The organism is Pseudomonas sp. YL2, from assembly GCF_023063025.1.
Lineage (GTDB): Bacteria > Pseudomonadota > Gammaproteobacteria > Pseudomonadales > Pseudomonadaceae > Aquipseudomonas > Aquipseudomonas putida_A.
Window position 1 is genome coordinate 102,679 of the sequence record NZ_JAJSLU010000015.1, and the last position, 26,679, is coordinate 129,357.

Genomic DNA, 26,679 nt, shown 5'->3' on the forward strand with positions numbered 1-26,679 from the left:
CCGCCCATGGGGGGGAAAAATCTGGGGGGGTGAGCCGGCGCCCGTTGGCGGGGTGCCACACACCAAAGCGGTTCCCTGCCCCCCCCCAACCGCGACCAGCCTCACTCCTACAGGAATTGCGCACAATTCTGATGGGGTAGCCGCTGCATGTATCAATACGACGATTACGACCGCGCACTGGTGTTCGAGCGCGTTGCGCAGTTTCGCGATAAGGTCGAGCGCTTCATGGCTGGCGAGTTGAGCGAAGAAGAGTTCCTGCCGCTGCGCCTGCAAAACGGTCTGTATATGCAGAAGCACGCGTACATGCTGCGGGTGGCGATTCCCTACGGCACCCTGAGTGCGGAGCAGATGCGCACGCTGGCGAGCATCGCCGCCGATTACGATCGCGGCTACGGCCACTTCACCACCCGGCAGAACCTGCAATTCAACTGGATCAAGCTGAGCGAAGTGCCGGACATTCTCGAACGTCTGGCGCAGGTCGACATGCACGCGATCCAGGCCTCCGGCAACTGCGTGCGCAACATCACTACCGAGGCGTTTGCCGGGGTCGCGGCGGACGAGATGATCGACCCGCGCCCGCTAGCGGAGATCCTGCGGCAATGGTCGACGATCAACCCGGAATTCCTCTTCCTGCCACGCAAGTTCAAGATCGCCATCTGCTCGGCGAAGCAGGATCGCGCGGCGATCATGATGCATGACATCGGCCTGTATCTTTATCCGGGGCGCGACGGGCAGATGCTGCTGCGGGTGATCGTCGGCGGCGGGTTGGGGCGCACGCCGATCCTCGGTCTGCAGATTCGCGAAGGCTTGCCGTGGCAGCATCTGCTGTCCTACGTCGAAGCGATCCTGCGGGTCTACAACCGCCATGGCCGGCGCGACAACAAGTACAAGGCGCGGATCAAGATTCTGGTCAAGGCGCTGGGCATCGAGGCGTTCGCCAAAGAGGTCGAGGAAGAATGGCAACACCTCAAGGACGGCCCGGCGCAGCTGACCGAGGCTGAATACGAGCGGGTCGCCAGTGCCTTCGTGCCGCCGATCTATCACACTCTGGCTGACACCGATCTGGACTTCGGCACGCGTCTGGCCGAAAGCCCGGCGTTCGCCCGCTGGGTCGCGCGCAACGTGCAGCCGCACAAGAAACCGGGTTACACCAGCGTGGTGCTGTCGACCAAACCGGGTCTGAGTGCACCACCGGGGGATGTCACTGGCCAGCAGATGCTGGCGGTAGCCGACTGGTCGGAGCGTTTCGGTTTCGGCGAGATTCGCATTGCCCACGAACAGAATATTGTCCTGCCCGATGTGCAGAAGTCTGACCTGTATGAACTCTGGCAGTTGGCCTGCGAGCGCAATCTGGGCAGCGCCAACGTCGGCCTGCTGACCGACATCATCGCCTGCCCAGGCGGCGATTTCTGCGCGCTGGCCAACGCCAAGTCGATCCCGATTGCCCAGGCGATTCAGGCGCGTTTCGACAACCTCGACTACCTGCACGACCTGGGCGACATCAGCCTGAACATCTCCGGCTGCATGAACGCCTGCGGCCACCACCACATCGGCAATATCGGCATCCTCGGCGTCGATAAGAACGGCAGCGAGTGGTACCAGATCACCCTCGGCGGCGCGCAGGGCAAGCACAGTGCACTGGGCAAGGTCATCGGCCCGTCGTTCAGCGCGACCGAAGTGCCACAGGTGATCGAGCGGATCATCGGTACGTTTGTGCGTTACCGCGAAAGCGAGGAGTTGTTTGTCGACACCGTGGCGCGCATCGGCCTGGAGCCGTTCAAGGAGCGGGTCTATCCGAAAGTACTGGAGGTGTCGGCATGAACAATCTGCTGCGCCTGGAGCAGGGTGTTGCGCGGCTGATCGAAGATGATCCGTGGACGCTGGTCCGCGAGCCGGAGCAGGGCAGGCCGCAAGGGTTGCTGATCCTGCCGCTGGCGCACTGGCTGCAATCGCCCTCGACCCACGCGGTGTGGCTGGGGCCGGACGATGAAGTTGAAAGCGTGGTGCCGTGGCTGGCCTCGCTGCCGCTGATTGCCTTGGATTTTCCGAGCTTTCGTGACGGTCGCGCCTACAGTCAGGCGTATCTGCTGCGTAGCCGGTTTGGCTGGGCTGGCGAGTTGCGCGCGATTGGTGATGTTTTGCGTGATCAGCTCAGCCATATGCGCCAGTGCGGGTTCGACAGCTTCGCGGTGCGCGAGGACAAATCGGCTGAGGATGCCCTGAAAGGACTGGCGGGGATGAGCGTGCTGTACGGCCGTTCGGTGATCGAACCACGGCCGCTGTTCCGCAGACGCTGAATATCCATTGCTTGATAGATACTTTGTGGTGAGGGGATAAATCCCCTCACCACAATTGTCTAGCGGCCCCTTCTATACAGGGGAAACCCTTACATCCCGCACCATTCCCGGATTTTTCCTTGGGTCGATGCTGGCCTTTTGGTAGAGTCCCCGTCGCCAGCGGGTTTTCGGCTGGACGACGGAATGAAGAAGGGAGTCTGGGTAGTGAGTGCGGGCAAAAAGATTTTGGGCCTCACGGCGTTGCTGTTGATGCTGACGCTGTGGGCCAGTTACTTCTATGTGTTCAAGGAAAACCGTGACGGCCAGTTGGGCGGTGCCGGTGAAAGCACCGCGTGGTGCGGCGCGCCGCCATCCACTGAAGCGGCGCTGTTGGGCAAGGATCAACTGACCTTGCGCGTCACCAACAACCTGCGCGGCGAGTTCATGCTCAGTGGCTCGCTGGTGGTCTCCGAACGCACCTTCAACCGTTACGACCTGGGCCGCAACGAACTGCGTCTGCGCCTGGAGCCGTTGCAGTGGTCGTACGGCGTGACGCCGATCTTCCTCGAACAGGTCAAGGTTCAGCCGCTGAGCCGCAACCTCGCCTCACCGACCAAAAGCGCCTACGCCGAGCTTGAGCCACGGCCGATCGGCGTCCAGGGCCAGGTCACCGAATTCCCCTTCGACACCTATCGCTACGGCTACAAACCGGTGCTGTATTACCTCAAGGGCAGCGAGCGCATCGACCTGCGTTTCAAGAACATCACCACGCTGATGGAGATGTCCAACACCTTCACGCCGATCCAGAAGTACAACCGCGTCGAGTACATCAACGAGAAAAACTCGATGATCCGCGACGAGGATTACAAGGCCTACGGCCCGCACGAATGCGCGTTTAGCGTCGAGCGCAAAGGCTCGTTCAAGGTCGTGGTGCTGTTGTTGCTGCTGGTGCTGTGCCTGCCGCTGCTGCACGTGTTCTATCGCGACGAGCCGGGGATCGATTTCCTCGCCACGCTGGTGACGATTGCCGTGGTGCGGGTGCTGCTGGTGGGGCCGGTGCAGGACTTCCAGCTGTACAACATCGACTTCCTGTTCGGCGCGGCGATTCTGCTGGTGGGCTCGGTATCGCTGATCAAGGCGATGCGCGCCAACAGCCGGCGCGAGATGGCGTTGAAGAGCGGGGCGACGTCGTCCTGGTAACACTCAGTGTTTGAGACCAATCACTGACCCTGTGGGAGCGGGCTTGCTCGCGAATGCGGTACATCAGTCACCCTTGATGTTGGCTGAGAGAATGCATTCGCGAGCAAGCCCGCTCCTACAAGGGATCAGCGGTTATTTCAGCGCCGGATCCCCCATGTTCATCTTCTTCCAGCCCTGCAACAGCACCTGCGCCTTCGGCTCCTGGCTGTTCTCCAGGTAGTACTGAATCAGCGACAGCCGTGTATTGCGGTTCGCCGGTTGCACCTTGAGCAAACGCTCCAGCTCATCACACGCCTCGCTCACCTTGCCGCTGTCGTGCAACGCCACCGCCAGCACGTAACCGTATTGCGCGTTCTGCGGCTCCAGTTGCGCGGCTTTGTGCAGCGCGGTCATGGCTTCGGCAGTCTTGCCGGCGCGGATCAAGGACAGGCCACGGGTGTGCTGCAACAACGCAGCCTCCGGGTGCGCCTTGAGGCTGTCGTCCAGCAGGCTCTGCGCTTCCTGACCTCGGCCATTGGCCTCCAGCCATTGCACCAGCGTCACCAGTGCCGGGTAGAAATCCGGATCGCGTTTGAGTGCCGTGCGCAGCAACCCTTCGACTTCGGATGCGCGGCCACTGGCCTGATACAACATCGCCAGGTTCAGGTTGGCCTCGGCCCGTTCCGCGAGACTGTTCTGCACCGCCTCATACTCGGCAATCGCCGCGTCCCAATTGTCCTGCGCGGCGCCGAGGCCGCTGTTGCGCGCGACGCTGAGCAGATCCCGCGCCGCGACGATGCGCACGGCTTTCACCGGATCGCCGAGCAGTGGCGTCAACAACGATGCGCGCTCGATGGGTGGCAGGAAGGCACTGATCGCCCGCACTGCGCTTTCGCGCACCTGCGGCGCCGGATTCTGCAGATCCCGGGTCGCCAGTTTCAGCGATTGATCGCTTGGGTACAGCGGCAGTTCGGCGAGTAACGTCGCACGCTGAATTGCCGGCAGATCGCTGCGCTGCAACTGCTCATGCAAGGCGTCCGCCGCACCCGGCTGTCCGTTGCGGATCAGCCACAGGCTTTCGTCATAGCGTGGTGTCTGCAGTGTCGAGGCGGAGGCATTCCACAACTTGAACTGTGCGCTGACCTTGTCACCGGCCTTGCCCTGATGGCAGCTGAGACACGCATCGGGCGTACCGAGTTTTTGCGCGCGTTCCGGGTTGGGGATGCTGAAGCTGTGGTCATGGCGCCAGTCGTTGCCCATGTAGAACTTGCCGGGCATGTGGCAATCCACGCACTGCGAGCCGGGCTGGCCCAGGGTGTGGCGGGTGTGTTCGATGGAATCGTAGTTCTTCGCTTGCAGGCCCTTGCCGTCGACGCCTGCGACCGAAGTCTTGCCCGCCGTGTTGTGGCATTGCAGACACACGGCGTTGCCCGGCGCCTTGAGTTCAGTGCTGTGCGGACTGTGGCAGTTACTGCAGCGCACACCCTTGTCGAACATCTTGCTTTGCAGGAACGAGCCGTGTTCGAACACCTCATCCTCGATCTTGCCGTCCAGCGCATACAGTTCGCGGGTGAGGGTGCTCGGCAGGTAGTCGTCCATCAAGCGCTTGCCGACGGTGTAGCCATCGCCCAGCGGCGCCCGGCGCGCATGGCAGCGGGCACAGGTTTCGATCTCGACGCTGGCGTTCTTGTCCTTGAGGTCGACGGCAAAACCCTTGTGGATCAGGTCGTCTTTTTTCTGCGCCCATTGCAGGTGATTGGAGGCCGGACCGTGGCAGGCCTGACAGCCGACGCCGAGGCTGTTCCACTGACTGTTGAACGTGTTGCTGGCCGCATCGAAATTGCGCTTGAAGCCGGTGGTGTGGCACTCGACGCACATGAAGTTGGCGTTCTGACTGGGCTTGCTCCAGTGCAGAGGATTCTTGAAGTTCACGCCCTGGCCGGGGTAAAGGTGAAACCAGCGGTGTTTCTCGGTATCCCACGCCACGCCGAGCGCCTGTAAACGGCCTTCGCCGACGTTGATCAGGTATTGCTGCAACGGGGCGATGCCGAAGGTGTAGGCGACCTTGAAATCGGCGTTCTTGCCATCGATGCCCGGCGTATTGACCCAGAACTCGTCGCCCTTGCGTGAGAAACGGGTGGTCTCGTTTTCGGCCTTGAAGGTGACGTTATTGAAGTCGCCAAGCATGGTTTCGCCATTCGCGGCCTGCATCGCCAATTGGTGATGCGAGCCTTGCCAGTCCTTGACCTGCTCGGTGTGGCAGCCCTGACATTGTTGCTCATCGACCATGGTCGCGGGCTGCTGCGCCACAGGTTGCGGTCTGGCGACGACAGGCGCCGCCGCGCTGATCGGCGGTGCCGTGTACAGCGCGGGCGCGGGGCTGAACAGAAACCAGCCAATCCCCGCCACTGCGGCCAGCAGCACGCCGATGGTGAGGGGGAACAGGTAACGTGAAAGGGGCTGTCGGGATGAATCAGGATCAGGCTGTACGACTTTATTTTTATGCTTGGGCATTACGACTTCCGTGGTCAGATGCATTGGCCTGCTGGCATGCGTTCAAGCTCGATGCAGCTTTGCCGGATGCCCGGCGTCTGTCAAACGTCGGTTGTGAAGCAGCCCCCGAAGTTGTGTGAATTTTCCGGTTTTGCAGCGCAATCGGCGGGGTTTTAGCTATACCTGTAACTCCCCCATACGCAATACATTCAGGCCTTCTGACAGGAGTTACAGCATGAAGCTAGCAGTAATGATGGGCACCCTCTGCATCGCCACCCTGGGCGTGGTGGGTTGCTCCAGCAAAACCGTCGCTCCCGATGAGTATTCCGGCTTTCTCAAGGACTACAGCCAGCTCAAGGAGGCCAAATCGCCTTCCGGTGCCGAAGTGATGCGTTGGATTGATCCGAAGGTCGACATCAGCAGGTTCACCAGCGTGTACATCGAGCCGACCCAGCTCTATCCAAAGCCGCAACCGACCGCGAAGATTTCTCAGCAGACCCTCAACGGCATCACCTCCTATTACGACCAGGCGCTCAAGCGTGAAATCAGCAAGGATCTGCCATTGGCCAACGGCCCCGGCCCAGGGGTGATTGTGGTGCGTGCGGCGATCACTGCCGTGAGCAGCAAGACCGAGGGCCTGCACGCGTATGAAGTGATTCCGGTTGCGCTGGTCGCGGCAGCGGTCAGCACTGCCAGCGGTATCCGTGATCAGGAAACCACTCTGGCCACCGAGGCGGTGTTCCTCGACGGTGCGAGCAACAAGGTGGTGGCGCAAGTGGTGCGCAAAGGCACCGGCAAACCACTGGAAAATGACACCCAAGCGATGAAGGCGACCGACGTCAAACCGGTGATTGATGGCTGGGCCAATGACATGCATCAGATGTATCTGAAGCTCAAGGCCAGCTCCAAATAATCCAGCGAGGCGTGGGCCCGTTCGCGAGCAAGCCCGCTCCCACCTTGAGATCTGCGCCGGACACACAGCCTGTGTCCACTGTAGATCCCCTGTGGGAGCGGGCTTGCTCGCGAAAGCGGTCTTTCAGGCACCCCATTACTGCCCGGTAAACCACCGGAAGTACGGGTTGCCGCCATCCCAACGCATCACTTCACGCATATCCCGCCCCCAGGCATCCCGATCACCGTCATACGCATGCAGGCTCGCGCGGTAGAACTGCAGCAGACGCTGGCGGTGGGTCTCCATTCGCTCAGTGAACCCGGTATCGGCATTCACCAGTGGCGGCGGCACATACAGATCCAGCAGCGCCGGCAGCACCCGGGTGATTTCCTTGCTGCGCACCCACGGCGCGTATTCGATTCGGGGCTGATCATCCGTCACCGCCGGCGCGTTTGCCGCAAAACGTTCAAGACCTGCGCGGTCGGTGACCCAGGTTGCGAGCAGCGCCGCCGCCGAGCCAATCCCGACATCCTGCAAAGTGCTGCGTACGCTGGCTTGCTGGAAGCGCTCGGTGATTTTCGCCGCGTCCAGTTCCATCGGCTGCAGCGAACCGACCAGCAGCATCTCGTGGAACTCGCTGGTCCACAGCGAGGCATACGGGAACACGTCGAGGAAGCTGCGTACCAATGAGCGCGAATCGTCGATGTTCTGGGTCGGCAGCGGCAGCCACTGCGCGACGATGCCTTGTTGCTCCAGGCGACTGGCTGCCAGTTGATAGAAGTCGCGGGAGTACAGATTGACCACACCGGCCGCCGATGGCGGTGGCGGTTCGAGGGTGATCAGGTCGTAGGTCTGCGGGCTGCGCAACAGTTCCTGACGACCATCGCGCAGGCGCACTTCGACGCCGGGATCGTTGGCGGCGTTGAAGTTGCCCTTGAACAGAAGCGCGGCCTTGACCACCGATGGCAGCAACTCGGCCACCACCCGATGTTCCAGCCCCGGATAGTGCAGCAGGGCGCCGGCGGTGATCCCGGTGCCGAAGCCGATCACCAGCGTCGAACGCGGCTCACCGTTGTGGATCAGCAGCGGCAGCAACGCCTGGATGCGCATGTAGCGCAGCGACGGCATGGCATCGCCGGTATTGGACACGCCCTGAATGTACAAGCGGTGGAAGCTGTTCTCACCACGGCCCTGAGCGACCACCGCGACGGTACCGCCACGGCCTTCTTCGTAGAACGCCAGCGTGCCGTTGCGCGCACCGGGCAACAGGCTGGCGAGTTTGTCCACTGGCGTCAGTACGGCCAACGCCACCGATACCAGTCCCAGCGCGACCACCGCCTGACGCCGGCCTTTTTTGACGTGATGCCCCTTGCGCACGGCCACGTAGCCGATGCCGGCCGCGATGATCGCCAGCAAGCCCAGCGTGCGCACCAGCCCCAGCAGCGGAATCAGCATAAAACCGCAGAGCATCACCCCGACAATCCCGCCCAGCGTGTTGAACGCGACCATGGCCCCGACATCGCGACCGACGCGTTCACGCCCCACACTCAAGCGCAGGGCCAGCGGAAACGCCGCGCCGAGCAGCAATGTCGGCACGAACACGATGCTCAACGCTGCCACCGCAAACCGTGCGCTCATGCCAGCCAGCTCGCTGGCGCCCATCGCCAGCAGCCAGCTCTCGGCCTGACTTTGTGCCAACACCAGCCAGCGCCCGAGCAGGGCAATTTCCAGCAAGGCGATCAGCCCGGCGCCGGCAATCAACAGACCGAACACGCCCCACGGATCGCGAATGCGCTCGACGCGACGGGCGAGCAGGGCGCTGCCGATGAACAGCCCGGTCAGGTACGTCGCGAGCACCACGGCGAACGCGTAGGTGCGGGTGCTCATGAACTGCACGATCGACTGCGACCAGACCACTTCATACCCCAGCGCCACGCCGCCGGCGATGGAGTACAGCCACAGTGCGGTGTGGTCTGCGGCTTGCTCGGTGTGATGTTTGACCGGGGCCGCAATCGGCATCGGATGCTGACGCTGCAGCCACAGCGCGCCGGCGGCGGCCAGCAGGTTGAGCATCGCGGCAAACAGCGCGCTGCCACGCACACCGAGGGTGGCGATCAGCACAAACGCGGCGAGCAGGGTGCCGGCAATTGCGCCCAGGGTGTTGGCCGCATACAGCTGACCGCCGGCCCTGCCCGGATCAGCCGCCAGCGAGCGCACCAACACCGGGAGCGTGCCGCCCATCAACACCGCCGGAATCCCCACCAGCGTGAACGGCAACAACCACGCCAGCAGGCCGACATGACCTTGCAACCAGGCAAACGGACTCGCCGCCAGGCTCATCGCAACCGTGGCGCCAACCCCGAGTAGCGCCACCAACACTTCCAGCCCGGCGTAGAGCAGCACCGGTTGCTGCAAGCGATCAGCCCAGCGCCCGAACAGCCAGCCGCCAATGGCCAGCCCGGCAAAAAACGCGCTGATGCCGGTGGTGATGGCATAGACCTCGACGCCGACCACCAGCGACAACTGCTTGATCCACAGCACCTGATACACCAGCGCGGCGGCGCCGGAGATGCACAGCAGCAGGGCGGGGATCAGCAGCGCCGGGGTGGCGGCTTGAGTGGTGGGCATGGCCGACGGCTTGCTGGCGATACGTGAGGACATGCGGATTGCCTTATTTCAATTCAGAAAATGCTGTGTCGGTGCCGGCCTCTTCGCGAGCAGGCTCGCTCCTACACTGGACTTGTGTCCACCACAAATCCCCTGTGGGAGCGAGCCTGCTCGCGAATGGGCCGACAAGGTCCCAAGTTCGAAACAGGGCGCCCGCCGCTGAGGGCGGGCGGCGGTTCAACGGTCTTACTGTGCAGCTGGAGCCGCTTTCATTTTCTCTTCAATCTTCGCGTCAACCGCAGCACGGATCTGGTCGATGCTGAAGCTCGCCGGTTTCTGGCTCGGCGGATACTCGATGAAGGTCTGCAGGAAGCGCGCTGCCTTGGTTGTCGCAACGGCGACCAGGTAAACGTTTTTGGTCGACCAGTCGTAGTATTGATCGGAAACCACGTCGGCCCGCTCGTACGGGTCCATTCTCAGGTTGAAGATCTTGGGCACGCGCAAGGGCGTGAACGGATTGCTCCAGACCGCAAAACCACCCGGCGCTCGCTGCTCGGCGAAAACGGCCTTCCAGTTGCCAAAGCGCATTGAAACCAGCATGCCGTCGTCGTTGAAGTAGTAGAACTCCTTACGCTCACCGTTGGGGTGCTGGCCGGTCAGATAGGGCAACTGGTTGTAACCGTCCAGATGCACTTTGAAGTTGTTGCCTCCGGAAGTCGGCGCCCAGCCCTTGAGCAGCTTGTCTTTCACCTCGGTGTCACCGGCAGCAGCGAGCAAAGTCGGGAACCAGTCCAGGCCCGAGAACATCTCGTTGGACACTTCCCCCGGCTTGATCTTGCCCGGCCAGCGAACCATCGCCGGAACGCGGTAGGCGCCTTCCCAGTTGGAGTTTTTCTCGTTACGGAACGGTGTGGTCGCCGCGTCCGGCCAGGAGAACTGGTTCGGGCCGTTGTCGGTGGTGTAGACCACGATCGTGTTGTCGGTGATTTTCAGGTCGTCGAGGGTCTTGAGCAGTTTGCCGACATCTCCGTCGTGCTCCAGCATGCCGTCGGCGTATTCGTTGCCGGGCATGCCGCTCTGGCCCTTCATCGAATCACGCACGTGGGTGAACAGGTGCATGCGCGTGGTGTTCATCCAGACGAAGAACGGCTTGTCGGCCTTGGCCTGTTTCTCGATGAACGCTTGTGCGGCGGCGGTAGTTTCGTCGTCGATGGTTTCCATGCGCTTGGTGGTCAGCGCGCCGGTGTCCTCAATCTTGCCGTCGGCGAAACTGTGGATTACGCCCCGTGGCGAGTTGGCTTTGACAAAGTCCGGGTCATCCTTGGGCCAGTAGGGGCGTTCGGGTTCTTCTTCGGCGTTAAGGTGATAAAGGTTGCCGAAGAATTCGTCGAAACCATGGTTGGTCGGCAGGTATTCATCTTTGTCCCCAAGGTGGTTCTTACCGAACTGGCCGGTGGCGTATCCCTGAGACTTGAGCGCCTGAGCGATGGTGATATCGCGCTTTTGCAGGCCGACAGTCGCTCCTGGCGCACCGACTTTCGACAGGCCGGTACGCAGCGGCGTCTGGCCGGTGATGAACGAGGAGCGTCCGGCGGTGCAGCTGTTCTCCGCGTAATAGTCGGTGAACATCATGCCTTCTTTGGCAATCCGGTCGATGTTCGGAGTCTTGTAGCCCACCACGCCCATGGAGTAGGCGCTGATGTTGGTCTGGCCGATATCGTCGCCGAAGATCACCAGAATGTTGGGTTTCTCAGCCGCTGTGGCGGTTGCCGACAGCGCCATCACCGAGGTTGCCACCAAGGCGAGTTTCGGTAGCCACTTGCGTATGCGAGTCATCTGACTTGCTCCTTATCGCGGGGGTCGTTGTTGCGACTTACGTTTCTTGCAGTCCTGCATCACGCTTTTTCTTATTGCACCTGCCCGGTTGCCGGTGGATCGAACGGGTAGATCCGGCGCCATTCGGTCGCCATGTCCACCACGGTCCAGCCACGGGAATTCGCTTCGTCGAGGGCTTTATCGAGTCGCCCGATATCGGATTTTCGGTCGTAGGCCCACTCGCGTCTGGCGTCGGTGTGGTGCACCAGCCCCATGAAGCGTTTGCCGGGGCCGGCGGCGGTCCACTGCAGCATCTGCAGGTCGCCGTCGGAGTTGCCGAACGCGAGGATCGGCCGTTTGCCGATCACTGCATCAATGCTCTCCGGTTTACCCGGGCCGTCATCGTTGTGCGCCAGTTTTCGGGTGCGCAGGATCGAGGCCTGGCCGTCCTTGAACTGGAACGCGGTGACGAACGTGGTGCCGATCACCTGTTCCGGCGGGATGCCGTAGACCTTCTCGGCAAAGGCGCGCATGAAGCCGGTGTCGCCGCCGGAAACGATATAGGTCTTGAAGTCCTGGCTGCGCAGGTAGTCGAGCATTTCCAGCATCGGCTGGAAGATCATTTCGGTGTAGGGCTTGCCGGTCTTCGGATGTCGGGCCTGACTCAGCCAGGTCTTGGCGTAGTCGTCGAAAGCCTCGGTGGTCATGCCGGTGTGGGTGGCGCCGAAGATCTTGATAATCCCGTCCATGCCGGCGGCGGCCAGGGCCTTGTGGTCGTTCTCCAGCACGGCTTTGAATGGCTGGGTGGTTTTCCATTCGGGGTGCTGCGGCGCATTGCGCTTGACCTCATCGAGGGCGAACAGCAACTCGAAATACATCGGCTGCTCGCTCCACAGGGTGCCGTCGTTGTCGAACACGGCAATGCGATCGGCGGGTTTGACGAAATCTTTGCCGGACTGATCGGTGACCGCTTGCACAAACTCGGTGATGTGTTTTTTGGCCGGGCCGTCGTTCCATGACGGCAGTGGCTCGCTGGCCTGGGCCAGCAGTGGCAATGCCAGCGCAAACACCAGCGCAAGGCTGAAACGTTGACACTGCTGCGGTGGATTGGTCATGGGAAATCCCTTTCATGAACGGGGTTGAGCGGGCGCAGGGCCGGGGCCGGTTTGTGCGCCTGTTGTTCGGCCTGACTGTGAAGCGTAGTCAACGATTCATGCAGTTGAGCGAGTGTTTGTGCAGTCTGTGGATCACGTCCGTAAAGCCCGCGCAACAGACCTTGCAGGCGCGGGCCGGCATTCACCAGTTGCAGCCCGAGCCGACTGCGCCGCAGCCACAGATACAAGGCGCTCAACTGCGCCGGTTGAGCCTGCAGTTGCGGGTTGATCTGCTGCCAGGCGAAGTCCGCCGATTGCTCCCAGGCCAGTTGCCGCGCGTGCTTGCGCGCCTGCCATTGGTGCCGGCCGCGCATCAGCGCCGGACGCAGCCAATAACCGACGCCAATACACACGGCGAGCAGCGCCAGCCCGAGCAGCCAGCGTGTGGAAAAGTGCGGGTTGTTGCGGCCGAGCTGCCGGAGATCGTCGGTAATCGAAAATACCGATTTGTAGGCGCTGTTGGCTGCGGCTTCGAAGGTCACGGCGGGCACTTGCGCAATGCGGCTCTGCTGCGTTTTGACGTCCCACCATTTCACCGTGATGGCTGGCAGGGTGTAGGCACCAGCCTTGTCGATGCGGTAGGTGACGGCGTCGATGCGCTGACCACCGAGCACGTTGCCGCGGCCGTCATCCAGGCGAGTGACTTGTGGGGTCTGCGGGTAACGACTCAGGCCGGCCACGTCAGCCAATGGCGGAACCGGAAGCGCCATCGCCAGTGCGCCATCGGCTTGCAGGATCAGTTGCCGGGTAACGCTGTCGCCGAATTTCAACGGGGTTGCCGAGTTGATCAGGCTTTGGCTCAGGCGCACACCGCTGGCCACCAGCGGTGTTTCTCCGGGTTTGAAGCCGGGTGGCTGGGTGGTGCTGAAGTGCAACGGTTGGCTTTGGGCGCTGATCGCTGTGCTGGCCTGACCGGGTGTCGCACTGACCGTCAACGGCGGAATCTCGAAGCGGCGGGCGACATTCGGGGTGATCAGGTAGCTGTAGCGCAAGCCGCTGAAGGATTGCCCGTCGATGGTCTGATTCAGGTGTTGGGCCTGGCCGTCCGGCGGCGTGACCAGGGCGCCGTCGAGTTTCAGTTCGGGCAGGATGGCGGCGCTGGTGAACCAGGTGTCGGTGAGCACATCGACTTGCAGCTCGACCAGACCGCCGACCATCGCGCCTTCGGCGGGTTGCAGGTGGGCCTGGATTTTCAGTTGGGGTCCGGCGGCAGAGGCGTGGATTGTGAACAGGCAACTGGTGAGCAGGGTCAGCAGGGGTGCGGTGATCAGGCGGGCGCCATCGCGAGCAGGCTCACTCCTACAAAAGATTTTCGGCGCACACAAATCCCCTGTAGGAGTGAGCCTGCTCGCGATGGCCGCAATCCGATTCATGGTCTGGCCCCCGACTGATCCTGCAAACTGAACTTCTGCTTGAGAAACTTCGCCGGCGAGGTGCTCAGGTTCTGCAACCACAACGCATCGGACGTCGCTTGTTCAGTCTCGACCTTTTTGCTCTGGCCCTTGCCCGGCGTCTTGTCGAATTTCACTTCATCCGGTTTGGTTTCGGGAGCGTTTTTCTCGGCGCTGTCGGTGTCCTTGAGCAACGCCTGCGCCAGCGCCAGATTGGCCGTGGCTTCGGGGAACTGCGGTTGCCGCTGCAAGGCCTGGGTGTAGGCGGCAATTGCCTGATCGAACTTGAAGCGCCGCACGTAAATGTTGCCCAGGTAGAACCACGCTTGCGCCGTGTCCAGCCGGGCAAAGGTCGCCAGTGCGAGGTCGTAGTCCGCCGCATGATAGGCCGCGACGCCTTTCCAGTACGGATCGACAAACAGCGCCGCCGCTTGCGGCCAATGCTCATGCTCGGCGGCCCAGCGCCCTTGCTGATCGCGGGTGAAAAACGCGTCGGTCAGTGCGCTGGCCTGGGCGGGTGCGGCAGGCCAGCCAAGGCTTGTGACCAACAGCAGCGCCGGTACCCAGTTGATGCTCCAGCCCTTGCGCACACCGAGCAGCGCCAACAATAAGAAGAGGCCAGCACAGCCAGTAACCGGCATCCTTCCAGTGCAATTGCTGCTGTTCGGCGCTGGCACTCTGGAAGTGTTGTTGGGCGTGCAACTCGATCCAGTCCAGATCATCGTCGTCGAGGGTGAGGCTGCCCAGAGGCGCGTCGAGGGCGGCGGCCAATTGCTTGAGTGCCGCCGGATCGAAATGGCCGAGCAGCGGACGCCCGTTGCTGTCGACTGCCGGCTGGCCATTGGCGCCCTGAATCACGCCGCCATCCGCGTTGCCCACCGCGAGTACCAGTACCTGCAATTGGCTGTCGTCGAGTTGTTTGCCGAGACCATCGAGCTGTGCAACGTCAGCGCCGTCGGTGAGCAGCAGCAGGCTGCCCGGGGTTTGCTCGGCGCTGAGCAGGCGTCTGGCCTGCTCGATGACGGCGCTAACGTCCTTGCCGGGTTTGTCGATGAGGCCTGTGCCCAGCGCCTGAATGAAGGTGTCGAGCAACGCCGGATCGTCGGTCGGCGGCAACACCAGATGCGCGCTGCCGGCGTAGGCGATCAGCGCCGTGCGGGCGCCGGCGCGACGCTGGATCAGGTCGTGCAGTTTGTGTTTGGCCGCTTGCAGGCGCGTCGGTGGTACGTCGCTGGCGTCCATCGATGGCGACAGATCCACGGCGACGATCAGTGGCGCACGATTCTGCAGAAAATCCGGGCGATCCTGCTCCCAGGTCGGCCCGGCGGCGGCGATCGACCCGAGTGCCAACACCGCGCACAGCCAATGCACCGGGCGCAGGCGCTGCTGATCCGTTGGCGTGACCAGCAGGTGCGGCAGCAAGTGTTCGGCGATGTTGCTGCGCAGCCGTCGTTGCAAGTCGCGGCTGCGGCGCCAGAGCAGCGGCAGCAGCGCGGCGAACAGTGCGAGCAGCAGCCACAGCGGGCGCAGGAAGTGCAAGTCGCCGAGATTGATCTCCATCTCAGGCCTCCTGCCGCCGGCGGGCAAGCGCCAGACGCGGGCGCAGCAGGGCACCGAGGTGATACAGCGCCAACAGCGTCAGCGCCGCGCCAAGCGGCCAATGAAACAACTCGCGTTGCGGCTGATGGCTGAGGGTTTTCACCTGATGCGGCGTGAGGCGGTCTAGGGTGCTGTAGACCTGATCCAGCGCCGTACGATCTTCGGCGCGGAAGAACTGCCCACCAGTGGTCTGGGCGATCTGTTGCAGCCCGCGCAGATTGACCTGCGCCTCGCCGGACGCCGTCGGGTCGCCGATGCCGATGGTGTGAATGACCACGCCCTTGTTGGCGGCCATTTCCGCGGCGTGGTCGGGGGTGATCGCGCTGCTGGTGTCGTTGCCGTCAGTGAGCAGGATCAGCACCTTTTGCTGTTCGTGCGCCTGGTCCAGCAGCTTCAGGCTCAATCCGATGGCATCACCGATGGCGGTGTTGGGCCCGGCCATGCCGATGCCGGTGTCGGCCAGCAGCAGCGCAAGGCTGACGTGATCGAGGGTCAGCGGCGCCTGCGGATAGGCGCTGCTACCGAACACGATCAGACCGATGCGGTCGTCCTTGCGCTTGGCGATGAAGCCTTGCACCACCTGTTTGACGGCGGCGAGGCGATTGATTTTCTGGCCATCGGTATTGCTGAAATCTTCAGTCTCCATTGATTGCGAGAGGTCGATGGCGAGCATCAGGTCGCGTACCGGTTGCTGGCGTTCGATGGGCTTTTCGACGAACACCGGGCGCGCGGCGGCGAGCAGGATCAACGTCCACACCAGAAGATTGAGCAGCATTTGCCAGGGGTTCTGACGATTGCCGACCCGGCTCGGCGCTTCCCCGACGGCGCGGCTCATGGCGCCGAAAAACGGCACGCGCACGGCGCTGCGCGCCTCCTGATACGCCGGTAGATAACGCAAGGTCAGCCACGGCAATGGCAGCAGGAGCAACAACCACGGGTAATCAAGCTGCCACATGGTGCTGCTCCACCCAGTGTTGGCAGGTGTCGAACAGCGCCTGGCGCTGTTCGGCGGGGAGGGCGCGCAAGGTGGCGTCGGGGGCGTAAGCGAGTAGGGCCAGTTGATCGCTGAAGTCGTCGGGTAGCCTGGTTTTGCAGTGCTGCTGCAGAAAGGCTTGCCACTCATCTCCCCCCAGCGCCGCAGGACTCTGTGGGAGCGGGCTTGCTCGCGAAAGCGCTGTGTCAGGCGCCATCAATGTTGGATCTGCCGACGCCTTCGCGAGCAAGCCCGCTCCCACAGGGGTTGTGTTCCTGTTCCGGGATTGGGTTGACATCGAAAGGGCCACGCGTTTGAGCAGTTCGGGCAACTCGCGCAGGGCATTGAGGTCATCACTGCGCTCACGCAACTGCGCCAGCCGCACCAGCGCTTCGCGCCGATACTGATCCCGTCGCCACTGCACATAACGCCGCACGCCAACCATCAACGCCAGCACAACCAACAGCGTCAGCAACAGCCACCAGCCCCAGGTCTGCGGCGCATAACTCACCGGCACCGGCAGGCTCAGCTCCTTGAGCTGGCTGATGTCGGGGAAATTCGGGTTCATCGCCGTGGGCCGGCAGACTTGCCAAGCTCGGCACGCAATTGCGCGTGGGCCTCTTCGGCGGTGCTGAACATCATCAGCGGCACCTGACTGCGACGCAGCAGGGTGGCGACATCCTTGAGCCGGCCACCGAGGTAATCGCCCAATGGCTGATGCACGCTGCGTTTCTCGACAGCCAGTTCCACCTGCAATTGGCCTTGGGTGACCAGCAGCCGGCCATCGCTCGGCAGCTTCAAGGCCAGTGGATCGTAGACTTGCAGGGCGATCACGTCATTGTGCGCGCGCAGTTGCCGCATCAACTGCAAGGTACGTTCGCCAGCCCCGGCGAAGTCGCTGACGATGCAGATCAAATGGTCATGCCCGGCCAGCGCCAGGCAACGCTGCAAGGCCTTGTCCAACTGGTCCTCGTCTTCGGCGTCGGGGTTGGCCGCGTTCAGCGCCTGATTCTGTTGCGCCACGTGGCTGAGCAAGGCCTCGACCCGTTTGCGGCTGCGCAACGGCGCGATGCTGTCGATGCGTTGATCGTTGAACACCAGACCGCCCACCCGGTCACCGGCGTTGAAAACCATCCACGCTGCCAGTGCGCCGAGTTCAGCGGCGAGGGCAGATTTGAAACTGCGTCGCGAGCCGAAGAACATCGACATGCGCTGATCGACCACGATCAACGCCGGGCGATCGCGCTCTTCAGTAAAAGTGCGTACCACCGGTTTGCCGGTGCGCAGCGAAGCGCGCCAGTCGAGGTGACGTAAATCATCACCGGGCTGGTAGCGGCGCAGCTCATCGAAGTTCAAGCCACGGCCACGCAAGCGCGAAGCATGGTTGCCAGCAAGAATGCTGCCCTGAGGCTGGCGCGCCAGAAAACTCAGGTCACGGGCCTTGAACTCCAGCGCCATCAATTGCGCGAGAGAGACGTAGACCAGGCCCTCCGTGTTCATGCCGGAATCGCCACTTTATCCAGCAAACGGTCGAGCACCTGATCGGCAGTCACGCCATCCGCGACCGCGTCGTAGCTCAATTGCAGGCGGTGACGCAGCACCGGATGCACCACGGCGCGCACGTTGTCCGGCGAGACGAAATCCTGGCCCTGCAACCACGCATCGGCCCGCGCGCAACGATCCAGGCCAATGCCGCCACGGGGACTGGCACCGATGCTGATCCAGCGTCCGAGGTCTTCGTCGTAATCGGCCGGGTGGCGAGTGGCGTTGATCAGGTCGATCAGGTAGCGGTCGATGGCCGGTGATACATGCACCGCGCTGACCTCCTTGCGCGCGGCGAAGATCACTTCCTGTGACAGGCTGAAGCCCTTGCCCGGCGCGGTGTTCGCGCCTTGGGCAAACTCCTCGGCGCGCAACAGGCGCAGCCCCCGGCTTTCATTGTCGGCGCTGGGGTAATCCAGCAGCACCTTCATCAGGAACCGGTCCATCTGCGCTTCCGGCAACGGATAAGTGCCTTCCTGCTCGATCGGGTTTTGCGTGGCGACCACAATGAACAGCTCCGGCAGCACATGGCTGGTGCCGGCCACGGTAATCTGCCGTTCCTCCATGGCTTCCAGCAGCGCCGCCTGGACCTTGGCCGGGGCGCGGTTGATCTCGTCGGCGAGGATCAGATTGCCGAACAGCGGGCCGGGCTGGAAGCGGATCTCGTTTTGCCCGGCGACCTGATGCAGCACTTCGGCGCCGGTGATGTCCGAGGGCAGCAAGTCGGGGGTGAACTGGATGCGGCTCATCTTCGCGTCCAGATGTGTGGCCAGCGCCTTGACCGTGCGCGTCTTGGCCAGCCCCGGCAGGCTTTCGAGCAGCAAATGCCCGTTGGCCAGCAGGCCAAGGAGGATCTGCCGAATGACCTGATCCTGGCCGAGTACGGCTTCGGCGATGCTCGCTTGCAGGGCGTTGAGGTCGGTGAGTGCGGTCATGGGACAGTCCTTTGTGGCCGGTCTAGAAAAACGCCAGGGTCATGTTGACGGCAATTCCGTTGCCTTCAGGGCGGTTTTTGGTGTCGAACTCCGGCACCCAACGCGCACTGATGTTGGCCTGAGCGTCAGCGAATTTTCCGGCCCAGGCGACCACCGGCCCGGCGCCGACGGAGCGTCCACGGAAGCCATTCAGGCTGTCGGCGGTCTGCCCCTTGTCGTCGGTGATTTGCTGGATATAACCCGCCGCCAGACCGGCGCTCCAGCCACTGCCGAAGCCATGAGTCCACAAGGCGTCGAGGGTGAAAATATTGCCGTTGCGGTAATCGGTGGCAGTGTTTTCGGTGTAGAACTCCAGGCCACTGGACAGGGTGAACTCGCCACCCTTGCCATCCAGATGGGTGAAGGCCACGGTGGGCATGAACGTGTAATTGTTCTGCCCCGGGTTGGCCAGGCGATTGTCGTTGTAGGCGCCGGTCGGCACGTAGATCGGCAGGGAGAACGCGATGTGGTTCAACTCGTCGAAGTGGTAGCCGGCGGCAATCGGGGTGACCAGCGCGTCGGCGAACTGAGTCCCGGAATCGCTGGTGCCGAGGGTGCGTCCGCGCGGGCCGGTGATGGCCGCGTCAATGTCGGTGTACTGCACTGGAACGCCGATTGCCGAGGCGAAGTTCCATGGGCCTTTGCCGGTGTCCCAGATGTGCGTCAGGTTGGTCATGGTGTAGGAGACTTTCATGTCGATTCCGGCACTGACCTCACCGGAAATCGGCGCGCCACGACTGCCCTTGAGCGATCCGTCGTACCAGATGCTGGTCACCGAGACGACCCAGCCCGGCTCGGGCGGGATGATCCCGGCGTTGGAATATACTTGTTGCCCGGTGATTGGCCGGCCCACGCCACCTTCAGCTGCATAGAGTTGAGTACTGCCGATCATGCACAGCGCCAGCAGCGGACGCACAACGTAAGGCTTGACCATCACTGGCTCCGTTTATTGTTTTGAGTTGACCGGGTTGAGCAGCGGCATCTTCCATTCGCCGCTGGCCACTTCCGGCTTCGGCAGGTACAGGCGCAACACGCCGTAGAACGGCCCGTTCGGTGCCGGCAGCCAGTTGGCCTGCTTGTCCTTGCCGGGATTTTTGTGCTGCACGTAGAGGGTCAGCCCGCCGTCGGCATCGAGCTTCAAGTCGGGCAGCATCCGCGAGTTGATCAGGTAGCGATTGAGCGGGTTGGCCACCAGCAATTTGCTCTTGCCGTCATACATGGTCAGCGACCAGAAGGCGTCGGCCGGGGGCAGGGCGCCTTTGTCGAAATGCAGGGTGTAGTCGTGTTTCGCCGCGTCGACCGGCTGGCCGTCCTTGTCGACGAAATAACCGATGTAGTTCGCCTCTTCGGCAGAGTTGCCGAAAATGCCCATGTTGGCGCCGGCGTAGCGATACAGGTAATTGCCCTTGAGGTGATCGCGGGTGCCAAACAGGTCACCACTGCTGATTTCGTGCGTGTCGACCTTGTCTTTCTTGAACGCGGCGAATTCCGCCTTGGCGTCATTGATGCCGTCTTCGAGGGCCTTGCGTTGTCCGGCGCTGAGCTGTTTCAGGTCGAATGGCTGACCGGCGCCGATGCCGATTTTGGCGAAGCGCGCGAGCAGGTCTTTTTCGACATCCTGCGGCGGAGTGAAGGCGAGCATGAAGTTCAGGTAGCGGAACAGCTCCGGAGTTTCGCTCATGGTCGGCGTCGGCTTCGGCCAACTGACTTTCGGTGCCGGCGCCGGGGCCTTCTGTTTCACGTAGTGGCTCAGCGGCTCGACCTTGTAGCCTTTCTGGATCTGCTTGACCTTGCCCAGATCCTTCTCGTCGAACAGCTGCGTGCGGTACAGCGCGTAGGCGATGTTGCTTTCGCTGCGCACCAGTCGGTCGATGTTGATCGGCTGCTGACCCTGCCAGTCAGGCCCGGCGATCATGAAATGGCCACCGTTATTCCCGGTGCTGCGGGTGCCCAGATAAGCGAAGTTCTGCGTGTAGGCGTCGATCAGTTGTACCGAGTAATAACGGTGCTCTTCGATCGGCGGCAAGGTCAGGATCAACGGTTCGCTGCGCAGGTCCATCCACACGAACGAGTAGGGCGTGTCGGCGTTCGGCGTAACGAACGCAGTGTCCTTGGCGGTGAAGGCCTTGGCGGTGTTGCCGATCTGGTTGAACGGTGCCTTGAAGTTCGGGCTCTTGCTGTCCACGGCCTGGGTGTAGAGGGTCTTGTACATCTCCACGACCGGGAAGCCATACAGATAAGCGTCCTTGGCGATGCCTCGGGCTTCTTCGGGGCTGGCGCTGAAATCGGCCCAGGCGCTACTGCTCAGGGCGAGGGTGATACCGGTCAGCCATAGATTGCGTGTGTTCATGCGGCGTCCTTATTCATTGCACGACCGTGATGTCGTCGAGTTTCCAGCTCTTGTCGAAATAGGCTTCGGTCGGCGCGTACAGGCGGAAGTAGCTGAACCAGTGCTTGCCGGGCACGGTTTGCACCCAGTTGTTCTCGAAGCCTTTGGGTGCGCTCGGGCCGAAGTACAGGTCCACCGAGCCATCGGCGTTTTTCTTCAGATCCTGGCGCGAGGACAGGTCGGCCTTGCGCTGCGGATTGTCGATCAGGCAACGGCTGTCGATGTCGTACACGGTCATCGACCAGAACTGCTTGGCCGGCGGGTTGGCGCCGACGTGCAGGCGATAGGTCTTGCCGCCGTCGAGCCAGTCACCCTTGCCGTCGGTGTAGGCGCCGAGGTAGGTCTGGCCGAGGCCAGGGGTCCTGGAAACCATGCCTTTGGTGTTGGTCACCGCTTCATAAAACCAGGCGCTGCGTTCCCACAACTGGTCGTAATAGGCCACGCGTTGCGACGGTTCGGCGATGTTCAACACCGTGTCCCAATGCCGGTCGGGCCAGTACTGCGCGTCAGGAAAGCGCTTGGCAAAGGTGTTGGCCTTGGCGATCAGTTCACCGACCTGCGCGCCGGACTCCAGGGCCTGACGCTGCTGGGTGTTGGGGTTGAAGGGTTTGTCCTTCTCGATGCCGAGACTGGCGAGCATCGCCATGTAGAAGCGGTCACGTTCATTCACCGGTTCTTTCTGGATGATCTGATGCAGCCGCTGCCAGTAAGCGATGCCGCGCGGCTGGGTGCCCGACCACTTTTTACCGTCAGGCGACAGCAGGCGGGTCTTGCTCGGCTCGGCGCGTTTGGCGTAGGGGTACATTTTGAATTGCTCGACCAGCGCCTTGCCCTTGGCTGGATCCGGATCCAGCACCCGGAAGCCCACCAGCACGTTCATGGTTTCCGATTTGGCCAGGTAATACTTGTCGGCATCGGCCGGTGGCTCCGCGCCCGGCGGCAGCACCAGGTATTTGCCGCCCTGGCCTTTGTCCGGGCCGGTCTGGCCCATGTCGATGATCGCCCGCTGCCAGAAATCGCCAATGCCGCCGGCGGTCGGTCCCGGTGGCAGTTCAATCACCAGCGGCCCGGTTTCGCTGAGGTCGACGAAGCCGAGAATGTACGGCGTGGTGGCGTTGGCGGTGATCACGCCGAGTTTGTCTTCGTAGCTGTTGAGCACCATCAGATCGCCGTTGCGTGCGCCAAGCTTGTCGCGAAACTCTTCCTGCCACTGCGCGTAGGACACCAGTGGCAAGGCCCACAGGTAACTTTGGGTCGCCTGCTGGAAATCCAGCTCGGCGTAGAGTCTGGCAATCGACTCATGGGCCGGCAGTTCGCCTTCCATGGCGATCTTGCCGATACGCGTGTCGAGCTCCTGAGCACCGACGCCGCAGCTGGCGAACAGGGTCATCAGACTGAATCCGGCGGCGCGTAAAGCGATGTGCATGGCGATGTCCTTATTTTCCGAATGTCACGTTGATCCCGGCGAACAGGGTGAACTGCGGCACGCCATCGCCTTTGCGTTCGACGGTCCACTGCGGTTCGAGGAAGGCGTTGAGAATATTGCTCCCGGACTTCCAGACTTTGCCCGCACCCAGGCCGATCGGGATGTAGTGAGTGTTGTTCTTCAGGTCGAACGTCCAGGTGCCGGTGGAGCGCAGGTACCAGCCTTTTTCCAGGTTATGAATGATGAACGGCTGCAGGGTTGCCGTTTCGACATGCGCGCGGTCGTGGTCGCCGGCGAACGAGCTTTGGTACTGCACCAGCGCACCGAGCAGGCCGCGGGGTGACGAATCGATCGCTACCGCAGCGAGGCCGGCCTGCCACTTGCCGGTGCCCAGTTCGTCCTCGGCAGCGGTCGGCGCGGTGATCTGCGGGCCGATGCCCAACTGCACGCCGTCGGTCTTGAGCAGGAAGATGTCGAACAGGTTGAGGTCGCCAATCCCCGTGCTGTAGCCGCCGTGCGGATCGGGGCGGGTGCTGATCGGCATCGTTGCGCGCAGTAGCTGCGGTACTCCGATGAAATCGTTGGGCGCAATCGGCAAAGTACCGCGCAGCAAGGCATCGTTGGTGTGCAGGTTGCTGTCGAACAGCTTCGGCGTGTAGTAATCCTGCAGGTTGGCGCCGGGCGCCAAGTTCAGCGGATTGTTGCTTTTGTTGGCCTCTTCGGCGTTATTCGCGAGAGCACAGAACACAGGCGCCAGCGAGCTCGCCAGCAGCAGGGCGCGAATCCCCAATTTTTTCGACATGATCCCCGTTTCCCTGGTGGCTACTGCATGGACGTCCTGGCGCTTCTCGGCCGTTGGACGTATTTCCTTTTTTATCAAGCCTGTAGGACACGTCTGATTGACGCTAGCAGCTAATGGGGAGTTAGCCAGTCGAAGGGATTAATTCTTTGGTTTTGTCTACGGGGTCTCAGTCGGGTGGTGAGCTGATCAATCAAATGTGTGGTGTCAGTGCAGACGCTTTCGCGGGCAAGCCACGCTCCCACAGGTATTGAAGCGCTCACAAATCCTGTGACCGACTCGATGCCTGTGGGAGCGTGGCTTGCCCGCGATGGCAATTTCAAATTCAACGTGGCGTTGGGTCAGGCATTTTTCTTTGCTTGCTCGCGCACACGCTCTTCCTGCGCTCGGGCTTCGGGGGTGAATTCGGCGCCGAAATCCTCGGCAGAGAAGATCTGGCGGATTTCGATATCAGAATCGCCCGGCATGGGATTGGGGCAGCGCTTGACCCATTCGATGGCTTCTTCTTTCGACTTCACTTCCCAGATCCAGTAGCCGGCCACCAGCTCCTTGGTTTCGATGAACGGGCCGTCGATGACCGTGCGCTTGTCGCCGGAGAAATGCACGCGCGCGCCTTTGCTGCTCGGGTGCAGGCCATTGCCGTCGATGAGGATGCCGGCCTTGACCAGCTCTTCGTTGAAGTTGCCCATGGCGGTGATCAGCTCTTCACTGGGCATGATGCCGGCTTCGGAATCGGCGCTGGCTTTGACAAGGATCATGAATCGCATGGTGGTTTCTCCGGGGAATGGGGTTGATTCACTGCTTAGTCGAACGGGCAGGGCGTGAATCGACACGTCTCTGAATAAAAGATGCAGTCCGGCGTTTTAACAAACGCAATCCGACACGCTGCAACTGCCAATGCAGGAGCTGCCGCAAGCTGCGATCTTTGCTCCTGTCGTTAAAAACCAACATCAAAAAATTACAGCCTTCGGCAGCTCCCAGTGCGTATTTCAATTCAGGATGTTTAAAAGTTGTTTCGATTTTGCGGAACGTTCCCACAAGGTTTTCAGGTTGTCCGTCGGACGTCGGGTCTCTAGCCTGTGTTCGTCGCTGCCAATTCAGCGACCGGGACTGGAAACCCCGATGGGTATTAGTGGCGCGTACACGCCTTTCATAACGTATCCTTGCGCACTTCGAATGTGTGCACTCCGTTATGGCGGCTGTGCGCGGGGGACCTTCGGGTCGTCCGGGTCGCCGCTGCCCGGGTTTCCAACCTGCGTACAGCTGCCACCTCTTCGTCCGGAAACCGAAGGGGCAGCTCCGACTATTCAGTGGAGTTACACCATGAAAAAACCAACACCCAACCCCCCAGAATCAGGCGCCGACACCACAACCCCTTACGCCTCAGTCGACAGTAAAAAACTCCACGAAGCCGCCGACCGCGCCCTCGACTACTACCTCAATCCCGCCGCCCGTATCATGTCTAGCGCCAACGAGCCGGAGTCCATGTACCTCGCCAATCCCAGGTACAGCACCGAATCTCTTTTAGCCAACGCCAGCGAAACACTCGGCTCGGCCAGCGAGATGCTCATCAACTTCGCTGCCTCGCTGGAAACCTCCCAGCGCAAAACAGCACTGGGCATTGCTCAGGTCGTCATGCTGGGGGAGTTAGCGGTAAATCAAGCACTGGATCACGTAGAACTTAAAGACTGATTGATCATGACCCTTCCCGCGCGCAGCAAAGCAATGCAGCCCTTGAGGCTCTGCGTCAGATTCGTGAGTTGGCGCACAGAGCTCTCTTGTTACATTCCTTTACCGCGCGTTGGAACGGTCAACGACCAACCAAAAAAGACTCTAGCCGGTCGTATTTTCTATCCAGTCCGGAGGTGCCATGGATACCCTGTTTTCCAAAACAAGATCGGGTAACATCCGCAGGTCGTGATATTCAATGGAGAGAAACGATGGCAGGAAAGCCAGTCGCAAGACTCGGAGATCCAGGTAGTCATGGTGGAAATATCAGCACTGGATCAAGTCCTATTTTTGTTAACTCGACTCCCGTAGCTTTGGTAGGAGATATCTATTCCTGCCCGATTCACGGCAGTAATCCCATAACAACGGGCGCCCCCCATGTTTTTGGGTTGGGAAAGGACGTTGCCCATGTCGGTTCCCAAACGGCGTGTGGAGCGACGATTACTGCTGGATCACCCGACACCTTCGTCGGTGATTCTGGTAGTGCTCCCGCCAGCTTCTTCTCGCAGTTTCTGAAAGAAAAGACTTTCGTCGAGTTTCAGTTGCTTAATGAAAGAGATGAACCTGTAGCCAACGAGGCGTATGAATTGACGCTTCCCGATGGAACCTTGATGACTGGCGTCCTCGACGAAAATGGCTTTGTGCATGTTGCAAATATTCCCAAGGGGAGTTGCAGCATAAAGTTTCCGAAACTTGAAGATACGGAACATCTTTAATGGTTCAGTCTACTAAAACTACCAGCACAACCCAGGCAGCAAAAAATACAGGCGCATCAGGGAAAACCACGAAAACCAATCAGGTGGTCGTATCCGGTGCGTATATGGAAGTACTGGTGGGTGGTCCCTACACCCGCGATAAAGAAGAGCATCCTTTCGGGCACGCGGCTTTACACGTGGTGGTCGGTAGCAAAGACATTACTTATGACTTTGGTCGCTATGGAAAAACCTGGGGCACGTTCGATAGCGAGGGCGAAGGCGTGTTGAACGTCTGGACGTCCTTCAAAGCGTATATCTCTGGTGAAAACAGTTTGGGGCGTACAACAACAGGTTTTGTTTATTTTTTGGAAAATGCAAAAGCCGAGGCTGTGATCGCTCATTTCGACGGTATTGTCGCCCAGCAAAAAGAACAGCGAAAAAAGACTGCCTCATCAGCTCGGTATGTCTTGCCATCGAACTATCATCCGACTACGAATAACTGCACAACCGTGACAATTGCAGGAGCAAAGGTTTCGGGAAAGTCAATTGTGCAGAACCCGGGGAAATTCAATGAGATGCGAGGTCTTTCTTTCATCGAAAGACAGGCAGCGCGTACGCAAAGTAGTCCGAAGGACGGTATTTTCATGCCTGCGGATTTACAAGCCATGCTCGAAGCGAATACCGAGGCCCCCTATGATAAGAAAAATGTTTACAAATAGACGTCTTGGCCTATGGCTGGTGGCAGTT

The 26,679-nt window shown here is 61.2% G+C and carries 21 protein-coding genes and 1 pseudogene; 7 read left to right on the forward strand and 15 right to left on the reverse strand.

What is annotated here, in order from left to right; genetic code table 11:
- Nucleotides 1-147: 147 nt before the first annotated feature.
- From LVD08_RS20580 to LVD08_RS20590, 3 genes are all read left to right on the forward strand, one after another.
- Nucleotides 148-1,821 carry a nitrite/sulfite reductase gene (locus LVD08_RS20580; RefSeq protein ID WP_247269093.1) on the forward strand — a complete coding sequence of 558 codons (1,674 nt, stop codon included), beginning with the start codon at nucleotides 148-150 and terminating at the stop codon, nucleotides 1,819-1,821.
- The gene (locus LVD08_RS20585; RefSeq protein ID WP_096797324.1) at nucleotides 1,818-2,297 is read left to right on the forward strand and encodes a DUF934 domain-containing protein; all 480 of its coding nucleotides are present in this window, start codon (nucleotides 1,818-1,820) and stop codon (nucleotides 2,295-2,297) included. Before LVD08_RS20580 ends, LVD08_RS20585 begins: the two co-directional genes overlap by 4 nt.
- Before the next feature lie 204 nt (nucleotides 2,298-2,501).
- On the forward strand, nucleotides 2,502-3,476 hold the full coding sequence (locus LVD08_RS20590; protein WP_096797325.1) for a hypothetical protein: 975 nt from the start codon (nucleotides 2,502-2,504) through the stop codon (nucleotides 3,474-3,476).
- 132 nt (nucleotides 3,477-3,608) lie between these two features.
- Here the strand turns inward: LVD08_RS20590 and LVD08_RS20595 are convergent, their stop codons facing one another.
- Nucleotides 3,609-5,969, reverse strand: a complete 2,361-nt coding sequence (locus tag LVD08_RS20595; RefSeq protein WP_247269094.1) for a tetratricopeptide repeat protein — start codon at nucleotides 5,967-5,969, stop codon at nucleotides 3,609-3,611.
- A gap of 214 nt (nucleotides 5,970-6,183) precedes the next feature.
- On the opposite strand from LVD08_RS20595, the gene LVD08_RS20600 reads away from it, so the two are divergent.
- Complete coding sequence (locus LVD08_RS20600) at nucleotides 6,184-6,861, forward strand: DUF3313 domain-containing protein (RefSeq protein WP_247269095.1); 678 nt, start codon at nucleotides 6,184-6,186, stop codon at nucleotides 6,859-6,861.
- A 135-nt stretch (nucleotides 6,862-6,996) separates the two neighbouring features.
- Here LVD08_RS20600 and LVD08_RS20605 read toward each other — a convergent pair whose 3' ends face one another.
- The 14 genes and pseudogenes from LVD08_RS20605 to LVD08_RS20670 form a co-directional block, all read right to left on the reverse strand.
- On the reverse strand, nucleotides 6,997-9,501 hold the full coding sequence (locus LVD08_RS20605; protein WP_247269096.1) for a fused MFS/spermidine synthase: 2,505 nt from the start codon (nucleotides 9,499-9,501) through the stop codon (nucleotides 6,997-6,999).
- Nucleotides 9,502-9,693: 192 nt separating this feature from the next.
- Nucleotides 9,694-11,283, reverse strand: a complete 1,590-nt coding sequence (locus tag LVD08_RS20610) for an arylsulfatase (RefSeq protein ID WP_247269097.1) — start codon at nucleotides 11,281-11,283, stop codon at nucleotides 9,694-9,696.
- Between the two features lie 71 nt (nucleotides 11,284-11,354).
- Nucleotides 11,355-12,377, reverse strand: a complete 1,023-nt coding sequence (locus tag LVD08_RS20615; RefSeq protein WP_247269098.1) for an HAD family hydrolase — start codon at nucleotides 12,375-12,377, stop codon at nucleotides 11,355-11,357.
- Nucleotides 12,374-13,789 carry a hypothetical protein gene (locus tag LVD08_RS20620; protein WP_247269099.1) on the reverse strand — a complete coding sequence of 472 codons (1,416 nt, stop codon included), beginning with the start codon at nucleotides 13,787-13,789 and terminating at the stop codon, nucleotides 12,374-12,376. The genes LVD08_RS20615 and LVD08_RS20620 overlap by 4 nt, the downstream gene beginning before the upstream one ends.
- A pseudogene (locus LVD08_RS20625) lies at nucleotides 13,786-15,367 on the reverse strand (VWA domain-containing protein). Before LVD08_RS20625 ends, LVD08_RS20620 begins: the two are co-directional and overlap by 4 nt.
- Before the next feature lies 1 nt (nucleotide 15,368).
- Nucleotides 15,369-16,361 (reverse strand): vWA domain-containing protein, encoded by a 993-nt coding sequence (locus LVD08_RS20630; protein WP_247269100.1) that lies wholly within the window; start codon nucleotides 16,359-16,361, stop codon nucleotides 15,369-15,371.
- Nucleotides 16,348-16,947 carry a DUF4381 domain-containing protein gene (locus LVD08_RS20635; protein ID WP_247269101.1) on the reverse strand — a complete coding sequence of 200 codons (600 nt, stop codon included), beginning with the start codon at nucleotides 16,945-16,947 and terminating at the stop codon, nucleotides 16,348-16,350. The genes LVD08_RS20630 and LVD08_RS20635 overlap by 14 nt, the downstream gene beginning before the upstream one ends.
- Entirely contained in the window at nucleotides 16,944-17,879 is a 936-nt protein-coding gene (locus tag LVD08_RS20640) for a DUF58 domain-containing protein (protein WP_247269102.1), read from the reverse strand. The genes LVD08_RS20635 and LVD08_RS20640 overlap by 4 nt, the downstream gene beginning before the upstream one ends.
- Complete coding sequence (locus LVD08_RS20645) at nucleotides 17,876-18,856, reverse strand: AAA family ATPase (RefSeq protein ID WP_247269103.1); 981 nt, start codon at nucleotides 18,854-18,856, stop codon at nucleotides 17,876-17,878. The genes LVD08_RS20640 and LVD08_RS20645 overlap by 4 nt, the downstream gene beginning before the upstream one ends.
- Before the next feature lie 22 nt (nucleotides 18,857-18,878).
- The gene (locus LVD08_RS20650; protein WP_027613736.1) at nucleotides 18,879-19,829 is read right to left on the reverse strand and encodes a SphA family protein; all 951 of its coding nucleotides are present in this window, start codon (nucleotides 19,827-19,829) and stop codon (nucleotides 18,879-18,881) included.
- A gap of 12 nt (nucleotides 19,830-19,841) precedes the next feature.
- Nucleotides 19,842-21,245, reverse strand: coding sequence for a DUF1254 domain-containing protein (locus LVD08_RS20655; protein ID WP_247269104.1), 1,404 nt, complete (start codon nucleotides 21,243-21,245; stop codon nucleotides 19,842-19,844).
- A 13-nt stretch (nucleotides 21,246-21,258) separates the two neighbouring features.
- Nucleotides 21,259-22,710, reverse strand: coding sequence for a DUF1254 domain-containing protein (locus LVD08_RS20660; RefSeq protein WP_247269105.1), 1,452 nt, complete (start codon nucleotides 22,708-22,710; stop codon nucleotides 21,259-21,261).
- 10 nt (nucleotides 22,711-22,720) lie between these two features.
- Entirely contained in the window at nucleotides 22,721-23,512 is a 792-nt protein-coding gene (locus LVD08_RS20665) for a hypothetical protein (protein ID WP_247269106.1), read from the reverse strand.
- Between the two features lie 338 nt (nucleotides 23,513-23,850).
- A complete protein-coding gene (locus LVD08_RS20670; RefSeq protein WP_247269107.1) occupies nucleotides 23,851-24,276 on the reverse strand; it encodes a YciI family protein in 426 nt (141 codons plus the stop codon).
- A 556-nt stretch (nucleotides 24,277-24,832) separates the two neighbouring features.
- On the opposite strand from LVD08_RS20670, the gene LVD08_RS20675 reads away from it, so the two are divergent.
- The 3 genes from LVD08_RS20675 (at nucleotide 24,833) to LVD08_RS20685 (ending at nucleotide 26,651) form a co-directional block, all read left to right on the forward strand.
- A complete protein-coding gene (locus LVD08_RS20675) occupies nucleotides 24,833-25,201 on the forward strand; it encodes a DUF6124 family protein (protein ID WP_096797340.1) in 369 nt (122 codons plus the stop codon).
- A 248-nt stretch (nucleotides 25,202-25,449) separates the two neighbouring features.
- Nucleotides 25,450-25,953 carry a PAAR domain-containing protein gene (locus tag LVD08_RS20680; protein ID WP_247269108.1) on the forward strand — a complete coding sequence of 168 codons (504 nt, stop codon included), beginning with the start codon at nucleotides 25,450-25,452 and terminating at the stop codon, nucleotides 25,951-25,953.
- Nucleotides 25,953-26,651, forward strand: coding sequence for a hypothetical protein (locus LVD08_RS20685; RefSeq protein WP_096797342.1), 699 nt, complete (start codon nucleotides 25,953-25,955; stop codon nucleotides 26,649-26,651). Before LVD08_RS20680 ends, LVD08_RS20685 begins: the two co-directional genes overlap by 1 nt.
- Nucleotides 26,652-26,679 lie beyond the last annotated feature (28 nt).

Bases quoted from the DNA above. Each gene is read 5' to 3' on its own strand.
- LVD08_RS20580 (WP_247269093.1), top strand. From the start codon at position 148: ATGTATCAATACGACGATTACGACCGCGCACTGGTGTTCGAGCGCGTT.
- LVD08_RS20585 (WP_096797324.1), top strand. From the start codon at position 1,818: ATGAACAATCTGCTGCGCCTGGAGCAGGGTGTTGCGCGGCTGATCGAA.
- LVD08_RS20595 (WP_247269094.1), bottom strand. From the start codon at position 5,969: ATGCCCAAGCATAAAAATAAAGTCGTACAGCCTGATCCTGATTCATCC.
- LVD08_RS20600 (WP_247269095.1), top strand. From the start codon at position 6,184: ATGAAGCTAGCAGTAATGATGGGCACCCTCTGCATCGCCACCCTGGGC.
- LVD08_RS20605 (WP_247269096.1), bottom strand. From the start codon at position 9,501: ATGTCCTCACGTATCGCCAGCAAGCCGTCGGCCATGCCCACCACTCAA.
- LVD08_RS20610 (WP_247269097.1), bottom strand. From the start codon at position 11,283: ATGACTCGCATACGCAAGTGGCTACCGAAACTCGCCTTGGTGGCAACC.
- LVD08_RS20615 (WP_247269098.1), bottom strand. From the start codon at position 12,377: ATGACCAATCCACCGCAGCAGTGTCAACGTTTCAGCCTTGCGCTGGTG.
- LVD08_RS20620 (WP_247269099.1), bottom strand. From the start codon at position 13,789: ATGAATCGGATTGCGGCCATCGCGAGCAGGCTCACTCCTACAGGGGAT.
- LVD08_RS20630 (WP_247269100.1), bottom strand. From the start codon at position 16,361: ATGTGGCAGCTTGATTACCCGTGGTTGTTGCTCCTGCTGCCATTGCCG.
- LVD08_RS20635 (WP_247269101.1), bottom strand. From the start codon at position 16,947: ATGAACCCGAATTTCCCCGACATCAGCCAGCTCAAGGAGCTGAGCCTG.
- LVD08_RS20640 (WP_247269102.1), bottom strand. From the start codon at position 17,879: ATGAACACGGAGGGCCTGGTCTACGTCTCTCTCGCGCAATTGATGGCG.
- LVD08_RS20645 (WP_247269103.1), bottom strand. From the start codon at position 18,856: ATGACCGCACTCACCGACCTCAACGCCCTGCAAGCGAGCATCGCCGAA.
- LVD08_RS20650 (WP_027613736.1), bottom strand. From the start codon at position 19,829: ATGGTCAAGCCTTACGTTGTGCGTCCGCTGCTGGCGCTGTGCATGATC.
- LVD08_RS20655 (WP_247269104.1), bottom strand. From the start codon at position 21,245: ATGAACACACGCAATCTATGGCTGACCGGTATCACCCTCGCCCTGAGC.
- LVD08_RS20660 (WP_247269105.1), bottom strand. From the start codon at position 22,710: ATGCACATCGCTTTACGCGCCGCCGGATTCAGTCTGATGACCCTGTTC.
- LVD08_RS20665 (WP_247269106.1), bottom strand. From the start codon at position 23,512: ATGTCGAAAAAATTGGGGATTCGCGCCCTGCTGCTGGCGAGCTCGCTG.
- LVD08_RS20670 (WP_247269107.1), bottom strand. From the start codon at position 24,276: ATGCGATTCATGATCCTTGTCAAAGCCAGCGCCGATTCCGAAGCCGGC.
- LVD08_RS20675 (WP_096797340.1), top strand. From the start codon at position 24,833: ATGAAAAAACCAACACCCAACCCCCCAGAATCAGGCGCCGACACCACA.
- LVD08_RS20680 (WP_247269108.1), top strand. From the start codon at position 25,450: ATGGCAGGAAAGCCAGTCGCAAGACTCGGAGATCCAGGTAGTCATGGT.
- LVD08_RS20685 (WP_096797342.1), top strand. From the start codon at position 25,953: ATGGTTCAGTCTACTAAAACTACCAGCACAACCCAGGCAGCAAAAAAT.